Here is a 10,290-nt window from a genome sequence, read left to right as displayed (position 1 = left end):
ATGGCTCCTTATGCGCGTTCGTCGCGGTAGTGATAGAGGTGATAGAGACCCCATTGGCCAAGCCGCCGGAATGGCGTCTTCCAGCCCTCATGGGGAAGTTCGGTATTGAAGATCGGCAGGCTGGGGACGCGTTCGCCCGCAACAAGCTGGGCCATCCGGCGTCCTGCCATGGCCGAATACATTACTCCGTTCCCGCCATAGCCCAGGGTGTAGTAAGCGCCGGGCAGGTCGGGCAGGCCGGTGATGCGCGGCATCATGTCATGGCTGACATCGACCCAACCCCACCAGCTGTAATCAAGTTCGATCCCGCGCAAGGCGGGGAACTTGCGGGCCATCCCCTCGCGCAGCCCGGCAAGATGGGAGGGGTTGGCCGCGTCGCGTCCGGTGATCGCCGCGCGCGAGCCGATCTGCAGCCGGTTGTCGGGCAGCAGGCGATAGTAGTGGCGCAGCGTCCGGGTATCGGTCAGGGGTGAAAGCTTTCTGATGCCGATCGCTTCAATCTCGGCCGGTGTCAGAACCCGCGTCACGACGCTGTTCGACATGATCGGCATCACGCGGTCGCGCAGCCGGGGATGCAGGCCCCGCGGCGCATAGGCGGCTGTGGCGACCGCGACGCGCCGGGCGCGGACGATGCCGCCGGGCGTGCGCAGATGGTGCCGTCCGCCGCGATATTCCCAATGGGTAACGGGGCTGTCGGTATGAACCTTTGCGCCCAGTTCGCGGGCGACGCGCAGATAACCGAAGGCCAGCTTGGCGGCATGGATGCCGGTACCGTCGGGTTCCCACATCGCGCCATGCGCCTCGTGGTCGCGGGCCACCGTCTCGAACACCTCGTCCCGCGAAAGCATGCGGGCGCCATAGCCGAAGCTGTCGTTCAGAAGCGCCGCCTCCTTGGCCAGGCCGGGCATCAGCGAGGGCTTGTGCGCAATATAGTAATGTCCGCCCTCCTGGGGGTCGCAGTCGATCGCGTGGTCCCGGATCAGGCCGCGGAACAGGTCGAACCCCTCGATCATCTCGGCATGCAGGCCACGCGCCACGTCAATGCCCCAGCGGTCGATCCACTGGCTGCGCTTCAGACGGCCGGCGCTGATCTGGGCCTGCCCGCCATTGCGCGTCGAGCAGCCATAGGCGACGCCATTCGCCTCAAGCACAGTGGCCTTGATGCCATGCATCTTGGCAAGGTGGATCGCGGTCGAAAGCCCGGTATAGCCCGACCCGATCACCGCGACATCGACGTCCATGTCGCCGCTGACGGGGCCGTCCGCCTCGGGTGCGGGACCAGCGGTGCCGATCCAGTAGGTCGGTGCGTAATCGCTGTGCGGTCCCAGCGCCTGCGCGTGGATGGGATCATAAAGCGGGTCGAAGGGCACCGAGTCCGTACGTCTTGCGATAGCCTGCATTTGCGTTCTCACTTCACCGGAATTGCCGGGCGCTGTTTGCGGATGGCCTGTTTCTCGACGATGTGGCCGTCCTTGATGCGGAAAAGGTCGACGCCCTGGACCTCGGTCCGGGTGCCGTCGGGATTGGTGGCGCGGAATGTCCATTGAGAGACACCGCGCGTGCCGTCTTCGGACAGGAAGTGACTGTGATCGGCCCATTGTACGTCGGGCATGGTCGTCCAGACATTCTGGAATGCCTTGGCAATGGCGTCCCGCCCTTCGATCCGGTTGCCGAATTCGTGGTCACCGGCGACCGTGAAGAACACGCAATCCTCGGCGAAATGGCTCATCACGCCTTCGATGTCATGGCGGTTGAAGGCGTCGAAGGTGGCCTTCAGGTCATTGGCGGTCAGCGTGGCGGACATTTCGGGTATCACTCCTCAGGGCGGAGGGTGCGGCTTAGGCGGCCCTCCGGTTGTTTCAGGTCGAAAGTGCTGTGTGACTGGGGTGGCCCGGCCCCGCTGCGGGGGCCGCGGCCCTTGGGCCTAGATCTTGCCCTTCCAGGGGATCATGGCCTTTTCGATGCGCCGGATCAGCAGGTCGAAGGCAAAGGCCAGCACGCCTATCACGATGATGCCCATGATGACCGCGTCCGAAGCGAGATATTCGGCCGAGTTCAGGACCATGAAGCCCAGTCCCCGGCTGGCCGCGACCATCTCGGCCGCGACAAGCGTGGTCCAGCCGACGCCGATCCCGATCCGCATCCCGGTGAAGATCTCCGGCAGCGCGGCTTTCAGGATGACGTGGAAGATCACCTGCATCTTGGTCGCGCCCATCGCATAGGCGGCATGGATCTGCTCGGTCGAGACCGAGCGAACCCCGGCACGGGCGGCGATCGCCATCGGCGCGAAGATTGCTAGGAAGATCAGGAAGACCTTGGGAAATTCGCCGATGCCCAGCCAGATGATGATCAGCGGCAGATAGGCCAGCGGAGGCAACGGGCGATAGAACTCGATGATCGGGTCCAGGATGCCCCTGACCCAGCGGTTCACGCCCATCAGGATGCCCAGCGGCACGGCGACGACCAGGGCCAGGAAGAAGGCGCCAAGGACGCGGCCAAGGCTGGCCAGCGTGTGTTGAAGCAGGGTCGAGTTTGACAGCCCCTCGGTCAGGGATTGCACGAACTTGCCCCAGACTGCGCCGGGCGACGGCAGGAACAGCGGCTTGATCCAGCCCATGCTGGTAATCAGGAACCACAGACCGATCAGGATCAGCGCCGTCGCAAGGCTTATCAGCGCGCTGGAGCCAGCGCCGGGCGCACCGTAGGACGTTCCCGCCCGCGCGGGGCGGGCGCGCAACAGGCGATCAAGCATCAAGACGTTCCTGTTCCTGCTGGCCGGCGCGCTCGTCGCCGTAGATGATGCCAAGGATCTGTTCGCGCATACGGATGAAATCGGGGCTTGATTTGATTGCACGGGCGTTCCCCTCTGCAAGGAAGCGTTTGTTGAAATCCAGCTCGTAGGTGTGAGTGATGCGACCGGGGCGCGGCGACATCACGATCAGGCGCGAGCCCAGGAAAAGTGCTTCTTCGACCGAGTGGGTGATGAAGAAGAACATCTTGTTGGTGACCTGCCAGATCTTCAGCAGCAGTTCCTGAACCGTCTCGCGGGTCAGCGCGTCCAGCGCCGCCATCGGTTCGTCCATGAGCAGCATGGCCGGGTCGCAGGTCAGGGCGCGGGCAATGCCGACACGCTGCTGCATCCCGCCCGACAGGTGATAGATCATGTGCTGGTGGAAATCCTGAAGCCCGACCAGCGCCAGGTTCTTCACCGCGCGTTCGCGACGGGTGCGGGCATCTACGCCCTGCAGCTTCAGGCCGAATTCGACGTTGTCGATGACGTTGAGCCAGGGCAGCAGCGCATGTTTCTGAAAGACGACGCCGCGTTCGGCGCCCGGTCCCATGACCTGCTGGCCGCCCAGAGTGATCTGCCCCGATGTGGGGGCCATGAAGCCGGCCATCAGGTTCAGCAGCGTGGTCTTGCCGCAGCCCGACGCCCCCAGGGCGACGACGAAATCGCCGTTTTCGATGGTCAGGTCGACACCCTTGAGCGCGACGATGTCGCGACCCTTGATCTGGCCGGGATAGATCAGGCTGACATTGGATACGTCGAGTGTCCGCATCTGGGTTCTCTTCGCAAAAGGAGGGGGAAGGTCGGCCGCGGGCAGGCCGCGGCCGTATGTTGTCACTTCGCGGCCTGTTCGGCCTTGGCGGCTGTCTCCGCGAAGCTGGCGTTCACATAGGGGGCATAATCGGGCAGCGCCGAGTCGATCTGCTTCTGGTCGACCAGGAACTTGGCGCTGTCGGTCAGGGCGCGGGTTGCGCCGCCGCCCAGCCAGGTATCCGAGATCTGCTCATCCGCATTGGGGAAGGACAGCATGTTCAGCGCGTCCACGATATCCTTGCCCTCGCCGCCGATCATGCGCGAGATGCCCTTGACCGGTTCGGAATCAGCGGTCCAGCTGGCCTTGTTCGCATTGTAATCGGCATAGGCCTCGGCCATCGCCTTGGTGAATTCGGTCATGAACTCGGGATTCTTTTCGGCAAAGCCCTTGTCGACGACCAGCCCGTCAAAGGTGGGAACGCTGGCCGCGCCGATCTGTTCGCTGTCCGCGATGACCTTTCCGTCCGCCATCAGCTGGCTCAGCGCCGGCGGCCAGACATAGGCCGCGTCGATATCACCGCGCTGCCAGGCCGCGACGATCTGCGGCGGTTTCATGTTCAGGATCTGGACGTCCTTGGGCGAGATGTTCCAGATCTTTTCCATGCCGATCAGCAGGTGGAAGTGCGAGGTCGAAACGAAGGGCACACCGACCTTCTTGCCGACCAGATCCTCGGGCTTCTCGATTCCCGAGCCGTTGCGGGCGACCAGCGCCTCGGATTTGCCGATATTGTCGAGAATCCAGAACAGCTGCATGTCGACGCCCCGCGTAGTCGAGGCCGCAATCCCCGTCGAGCCGATCACCCCGATCGGCACGTTACCCGAAGCCAGCGCAGTCGAGATGTCGCCGCCCGAACTGAACTGGCGCCAGTCGATCTCGATACCCGCCTTCTTGGCAGCCTCGTCCAGCCGGCCATCGGCAATCGCCGCGACGAAGGGGCCGACGATCTGCTGATAGCCCACGACGACGGTTTCGGCAGAGGCCGTTCCGGCCATCAGGACCGCGGCTGCGGTAAGGGCAGCAAGACGCCGCCCGGCAAGGGTCATTGTCATTCCCAGTTCTCCCTGTTCGTGGCGTCGCGTTTGCCGCGCGCCCGGTCCACGCGTGCATCTTGCGGCACGTCGCAGATTGGAATGTTGCAGATCGGGGGGGACAGGGATATGTCCAGTTTCAGCCGATGTTAGGTCCAGATGGCAAACCAGCTTCCCGCCGAGATCATCCAGCTGCGCAAGGACGAGGCGTCGACGCTGCAGGGCCAGCTTGCGGCGGCGATCGTGCGCGCCATCCTTGAGGCGCATGCGCGGCCCGGCACGCGGCTGCCGTCAAGCCGCAGGCTGGCAGCAACGCTTGGCATCTCTCGCATGACGGTCACGCTGGTCTATCAGGATCTCGTCAGCCGCGGCTATCTTGAGACCCTGCCAAGATCGGGAATCGCGGTGGCTGACAGCGTGCCGCATCGCGGCCTCAGCGCCAGTTCCGTCCGCCCGGCCGGAGAGCGGCCGCCGGACTGGACGCAATGGCTGGGAGAGCAGAACCAGCCCCGCCGCGTGATCCGAAAGCCCAGCAACTGGCATCAGTATCGCTATCCCTTCATCTACGGTCAGGCCGATCCCCGGCTGTTCGACCACAATGCCTGGCGCGACTGCGCAAGGCGGGCGCTGGGGACCCGGGATTTCGCGGATCTTGCCGCCGACCGCTATGGCGCCGACGATCCTTTGCTGGTCGATTACATCTGTTCGAACACCTTGGCGCGGCGTGGCATCCGGGCACGCCCGGACGAGGTGCTGGTGACGCTGGGTGCGCAGAATGCCCTGTTCCTCGCGGTCGAACTGCTGGCCCGCGCCGACCGCCGTGCCGTGACCGAGGATCCCGGCTATCCAGATTTTGCCGAGACGCTGCGCCGGGCGCAAAGCCCGACCAGCTTCCTGCCGGTCGATGACAAGGGGCTGGTGCCCGCGCTTCTGCCGCCCGATACGAAGCTGGTGATCGCCACGCCCAGCCATCACATCCCGACCGGCGCGACCATGCCCATCGACCGCCGCCACGACCTGCTGCGCCGCGCCGCCGCGCAGGATTTCCTGATCATCGAAGACGACTACGATTTCGAGATGTCCTATCTTGCGCCGCCCGAGCCCGCGCTGAAGTCGCTCGATGCCGAGGACCGGGTGATCTATATCGGCAGTTTCTCGAAATCCCTGTTTCCGGGGCTTCGCATCGGCTATCTGGTGGCGCCCGCGCCCCTGATCGCCAAGGCGAGAGCCTTGCGGGGGATCATGCTGCGCCACCCTCCGGGCCATTTGCAGCGTATCACTGCCTATTTTCTGGCGCTTGGACATTACGACGCGCATATCGAACGGCTTCGCGCCGCGCTGAAGCGTCGCCGCGCCGTGCTGGAGCAGGCATTGGCCATGACCGACCTGCGGATCGAGGGTGCAGCGGAATCCGGCGGCTCCAGCGTGTGGCTGCGCGGGGCCGAGGGCAGCGACAGCGCCCTGCTTGCTGAAAGTCTGCGTGCGGAAAGCGTGCTGATCGAACCCGGCGAAGTCTTCTTCGAGCAGCCGCCGACACCATGTCCGCTGTTTCGGCTGGGCTATTCATCGATCAACGAACGCGACATCCCCGAAGGGATCGCGCTTGTCGCGCAGATGGATCGCGCGATGGCGCGGGGCTAGATCAGCTCGGCAAGATCGGCCGCGGCCTGGCGCATGGCGGGCAGATGGTTCAATCCGGCCTCGACCGTCAGGCGCTGGACCGGGGCGTGAAAGGACAGCGTCGCACAGAACCCTCCTGACGGGTCAAGGACCGGAACCGCGACGGCGATCATGCCCGGCACGAACTCCTGCTCGTCGGTCGAATAGCCCTGTTCGCGGATGCGCTGGATTTCTGCGCGCAATACCTGCGGGTCGGTGATCGTCCTGTCGGTATGCGCGGTCAGGCGGGCCTTGGACAGAAAGCGCGTCAGCGCCGCCTCGGACATCTGCGCAAGCGCGGCCTTGCCGGCCGAAGTCGCGTGCAGGGGCACGCGCGAGCCGACCTTCAACGCAATCCGCAGCGGCCAGTGCGTTTCCACCCGGTCGACATAGATCATCGCGTCGCCATCGGGAATCGACAGGTTGCAGGTCTCTCCCAACGCCTCGTTCAGCCGCGTCAGAACCTCGCGTCGGGGCAGGTGGTGATGGCCCGCGCGCATCACGCCCAACATCATCGCGCGCAGTTTCGGCCCCGGAAGATAGCTGCGCCCGTCCAAGTGGCGCGAAAGATAACCCTCCTGCTCGAGGTTCGCGACAAGGCGATGGATCGTGGGCTTCGGAAGTTGAAGCCCGGCATTGATCTCTGTCGCCGTCATCGGACGCGCGCCCGTCGCAACCGCTTCGAGAATCTGCAGATTCCGCAGGCTGGGTGCGCTTGTCCCGGGGTCGCGGCTTTGGTCCATCGGATCGGATTCCTTGTTGATCGTGCCCATTCTAACCGGTCGTGTCGACACCTCCAACTCTCCTTCACTGACCAAGAATTACTTTTTTGAGACTTTGCGTATCAAAAAACCTTTGACTCACGACGCAAGGCTGAGGCAGCATCCCCCAATCGGCGCCAAGGGAGAGGGCGCCGGTCAACAACATGACTGCGAGAAGACCAACAAACGCACGGGAGGGCGTAATGTCGGATCTGAGCATGGGGGCCTATGGCGCCGCCACCACCGAGAACAATGTCAAAAAGGTCGTCTTCGCCAGCCTGATCGGCTCGACGATCGAATGGTACGATTTCTTCCTTTACGGAGTCGTCGCCGGGATCGTCTTCAACAAGCTCTATTTTCCTTCGGATCACGAGACCGTCTCGATTCTGATGGCCTATGCCACCTTCGCGGTGGGCTTTGTCGCGCGTCCGTTCGGCGGGCTGGTCTTTGGCCATTTTGGCGACCGCATCGGACGCAAGACGATGCTGGTCATCACGCTGCTGATGATGGGCGGCGCAACCGTCGCCATCGGGCTGCTGCCAACCTATGAAAGCATCGGCATCGCCGCGCCCATCCTGCTTTTGCTGCTGCGCATCCTGCAGGGCATCGGCATCGGTGGCGAATGGGGTGGGGCCGTTCTGATGGCCTATGAATTCGCGCCCAAGGACAAGCGCGGCTTCTATGCCTCGATCCCCCAGATCGGCCTGTCGCTGGGCCTGTTCATGGCGTCTGGCGTCATGGCGCTGCTGACCATGCTGCCGGACGAAGCCTTCATGACCTGGGGCTGGCGCGCCGCTTTCGTCGCCTCGATCATTCTGGTCGGACTGGGCACCTGGATCCGCAGCAATATCGGCGAAAGCCCGGAATTCGAGAAGGCCAAGGCCGAATCCCGTGCCCGCGATCAGGGCCTGCCCTTTGTCGACATGCTGAAACGCTATCCCGCAAACGTCACGCTGGGAATGGGCGCACGCTATATCGACGGGGTGTTCTTCAACATCTTTGCGGTGTTCTCGATCCTCTACCTCACCAAATATGTCGGGCTGGAGCGCAGCTTCGCGCTCTGGACCGTCTGCGCCGCAGCCGTGGTGATGGTGGTGTTCATCCCCTTCTTCGGGCGGCTTTCGGACAAGGTCGGGCGTCCCCGGACCTATGCCACCGGTTCGATCCTGCTGGCGCTGAGCGTGTTTCCCGCTTTCGCACTGATGTCCTCGGGCAACCCCGTGCTGATCGTGCTGGGGATCGTGCTGCCCTTCGGCATCATCTACCCGATCTGCTATGGCCCTGAGGCCGCGCTTTTCGCCGATCTGTTCGATCCCAGCGTGCGCTATACCGGCGTGTCCTTCGTCTACCAGTTCTCGGGCATCTTCGCCTCGGGGATCACGCCGATGATCGCGACCTGGCTGATGGCGTCCAATGGAAACGATCCGTTCTGGCTGTGCTGCTACGTCGTCTTTGCCGGCCTCGTCTCGGCGGTCTGCGCGATCCTGATCGGGCGTCGCAACCGCTGAGTTCTGATCCTGCGATGCGCCCCCAAGGCGCATCGCGACCCTGAACCGAACGAACGAAGGACATGACAATGACCCAGGCAGCGGAAATCTCGGATTACCTGGTCGTCGGCGCGGGTTCGGCGGGCTGCGTCGTCGCGAACCGGCTGAGCGCAGATCCCGGCATCCGCGTCACCCTGATCGAGGCCGGACGGCGCGACACCAGCCCGTGGATCCATATCCCGGTCGGCTATTTCCGCACCATGCACAACCCGGATTTCGACTGGTGCTACAAGACCGAGCCGGATCCCGGCATTGCCGGTCGCGCGATCCACTGGCCACGCGGCAAGGTGCTGGGCGGGTCGTCCTCACTGAACGGGCTGCTCTATGTCCGTGGCCAGCGCGAGGACTATGATCATTGGGCCCAGATGGGCAATCGCGGCTGGTCCTGGGACGATGTCGGCCCGGTTTTCCAGGAACTGGAGACCTTTCAGCGTGGCGAGGGCGAGGGGCGCGGCACGGAAGGCGCGCTGCAGGTCTCGGACCCGCGCCTGCGCAGGCAGATCTGCGAACTGTGGATCGAGGCCGCGAAAGCGCGCGGCATCCCCTATAACCCGGACTACAACGGCCCGGTGCAAGACGGCGTCGGACATTTCCAGCTGACCGTCGACAAGGGGCGGCGCTGCTCCTCGGCCAAGGCTTTCCTTACGCCGATCCGCGACCGCGCGAACCTCAGCATCGTGACCGAGGCGCAGGTGCTGCGCGTCGTGATCGAGGAAGGCCGCGCCACGGGGGTCGAGATTGCCCGTCCCGACGGCAGCCGCCAGATCCTGCGCGCCGCACGCGAGGTGATCCTGTGCGCTGGTGCCATCGGATCGCCGCAACTCCTGATGCTCTCCGGCGTCGGTGATGCCGGGGCGCTGACCGCGCAGGGCATCCGCGTCGCCCGCCACTCCCCCGAGGTCGGCCGTAACCTTCAGGACCACCTGCAGGCGCGGCTGGTGTTCAAATGCCGCGAGGCCACGCTGAACGACGAGGTTCGCAGCCTCGTCAACAAGGCGCGGATCGGGCTGGAATACGCGCTGTTCCGCAGCGGCCCGATGACGATGGCAGCAAGCCTCGTCTTCGGCTTCCTGAAAACCCGCCCCGATCTCGCGACACCGGACATTCAGTTCCACATCCAGCCGTGGTCGGCCGACAGCCCGGGCGAGGGGGTGCACCCCTTCTCGGCCTTTACGCAGTCCGTCTGCCAACTTCGCCCCGAAAGCCGCGGGACGATCACGCTGCGCTCGTCCGACGCGCGCGACGCGCCGCTGATCCAGCCGAACTACCTCTCGGCCCAGACCGATTGCGACACCATCGTCGCCGGGATCGAGATCGCGCGAGAGATCGCGCGGACCGAACCGCTGCGCGGCGCCATCTCGCAGGAGTTCCGCCCCGCGCCCGATGTCCAGGGCTATGACGAGGTTCTGGCCTGGGCGCGCGAGAACTCGACGACGATCTACCACCCGACCGGCACTTGCCGGATGGGCGTTGACGACCGCGCTGTGGTCGATCCGCGCCTCAGGGTGCGCGGCATCCACGGCCTCCGGGTCGCGGATTGCTCGATCATGCCCGAGATCGTCTCGGGCAATACCAATGCCCCCGCGATGATGATCGGGGCAAGGCTCGCGCGCATGGTCCTCGAGGATCATGCGTCTGAAACCGGGCGCGCCAGCGGCGGCGCCTTTGACAAGGTTGCTTGAAGGAAAGACTG

Annotated in this window: 9 protein-coding genes; 3 read left to right on the top strand and 6 right to left on the bottom strand. The window is 64.5% G+C overall.

What is annotated here, in order from left to right:
• Positions 1-8 precede the first annotated feature (8 nt).
• From RM190_RS22970 to tauA, 5 genes are all read right to left on the bottom strand, one after another.
• Positions 9-1,400, bottom strand: a complete 1,392-nt coding sequence (locus tag RM190_RS22970; protein WP_311761812.1) for an NAD(P)/FAD-dependent oxidoreductase — start codon at positions 1,398-1,400, stop codon at positions 9-11.
• A gap of 8 nt (positions 1,401-1,408) precedes the next feature.
• A complete protein-coding gene (locus RM190_RS22965) occupies positions 1,409-1,804 on the bottom strand; it encodes a nuclear transport factor 2 family protein (RefSeq protein WP_311761811.1) in 396 nt (131 codons plus the stop codon).
• 120 nt (positions 1,805-1,924) lie between these two features.
• Entirely contained in the window at positions 1,925-2,752 is an 828-nt protein-coding gene (locus RM190_RS22960; protein WP_311761810.1) for an ABC transporter permease subunit, read from the bottom strand.
• Complete coding sequence (locus RM190_RS22955; RefSeq protein ID WP_311761809.1) at positions 2,745-3,560, bottom strand: taurine ABC transporter ATP-binding protein; 816 nt, start codon at positions 3,558-3,560, stop codon at positions 2,745-2,747. The genes RM190_RS22960 and RM190_RS22955 overlap by 8 nt, the downstream gene beginning before the upstream one ends.
• A 62-nt stretch (positions 3,561-3,622) precedes the next feature.
• A complete protein-coding gene (gene tauA, locus RM190_RS22950; RefSeq protein WP_311761808.1) occupies positions 3,623-4,651 on the bottom strand; it encodes a taurine ABC transporter substrate-binding protein in 1,029 nt (342 codons plus the stop codon).
• 138 nt (positions 4,652-4,789) lie between these two features.
• Between tauA and pdxR the strand changes: the two genes are divergently transcribed.
• Complete coding sequence (pdxR, locus tag RM190_RS22945; RefSeq protein WP_311761807.1) at positions 4,790-6,271, top strand: MocR-like pyridoxine biosynthesis transcription factor PdxR; 1,482 nt, start codon at positions 4,790-4,792, stop codon at positions 6,269-6,271.
• Here pdxR and RM190_RS22940 read toward each other — a convergent pair.
• Positions 6,268-7,083: an IclR family transcriptional regulator gene (locus tag RM190_RS22940; protein ID WP_311761806.1), complete on the bottom strand. Its 816-nt coding sequence runs from the start codon at positions 7,081-7,083 to the stop codon at positions 6,268-6,270. The two genes, pdxR and RM190_RS22940, sit on opposite strands and share 4 nt — an antisense overlap.
• 170 nt (positions 7,084-7,253) lie before the next feature.
• Between RM190_RS22940 and RM190_RS22935 the strand changes: the two genes are divergently transcribed.
• A complete protein-coding gene (locus RM190_RS22935; RefSeq protein WP_311761805.1) occupies positions 7,254-8,558 on the top strand; it encodes an MFS transporter in 1,305 nt (434 codons plus the stop codon).
• A 68-nt stretch (positions 8,559-8,626) separates the two neighbouring features.
• Positions 8,627-10,279, top strand: coding sequence for a GMC family oxidoreductase (locus RM190_RS22930; protein WP_311761804.1), 1,653 nt, complete (start codon positions 8,627-8,629; stop codon positions 10,277-10,279).
• The last annotated feature ends 11 nt before the right edge of the window (positions 10,280-10,290 follow it).

The sequence above is a fragment of the Paracoccus broussonetiae genome (assembly GCF_031854425.1).
GTDB classification, from domain to species: domain Bacteria; phylum Pseudomonadota; class Alphaproteobacteria; order Rhodobacterales; family Rhodobacteraceae; genus Paracoccus; species Paracoccus broussonetiae.
Note: the sequence above shows the minus strand (reverse complement) of the source record. Positions and strands in the feature narration are given on the sequence as shown.

Excerpts from the sequence above, each read along its gene's own strand:
- RM190_RS22955 (WP_311761809.1), bottom strand. The coding sequence starts at position 3,560 with ATGCGGACACTCGACGTATCCAATGTCAGCCTGATCTATCCCGGCCAG.
- RM190_RS22960 (WP_311761810.1), bottom strand. The coding sequence starts at position 2,752 with ATGCTTGATCGCCTGTTGCGCGCCCGCCCCGCGCGGGCGGGAACGTCC.
- RM190_RS22965 (WP_311761811.1), bottom strand. The coding sequence starts at position 1,804 with ATGTCCGCCACGCTGACCGCCAATGACCTGAAGGCCACCTTCGACGCC.
- RM190_RS22930 (WP_311761804.1), top strand. The coding sequence starts at position 8,627 with ATGACCCAGGCAGCGGAAATCTCGGATTACCTGGTCGTCGGCGCGGGT.
- RM190_RS22970 (WP_311761812.1), bottom strand. The coding sequence starts at position 1,400 with ATGCAGGCTATCGCAAGACGTACGGACTCGGTGCCCTTCGACCCGCTT.
- pdxR (WP_311761807.1), top strand. The coding sequence starts at position 4,790 with ATGGCAAACCAGCTTCCCGCCGAGATCATCCAGCTGCGCAAGGACGAG.
- tauA (WP_311761808.1), bottom strand. The coding sequence starts at position 4,651 with ATGACAATGACCCTTGCCGGGCGGCGTCTTGCTGCCCTTACCGCAGCC.
- RM190_RS22935 (WP_311761805.1), top strand. The coding sequence starts at position 7,254 with ATGTCGGATCTGAGCATGGGGGCCTATGGCGCCGCCACCACCGAGAAC.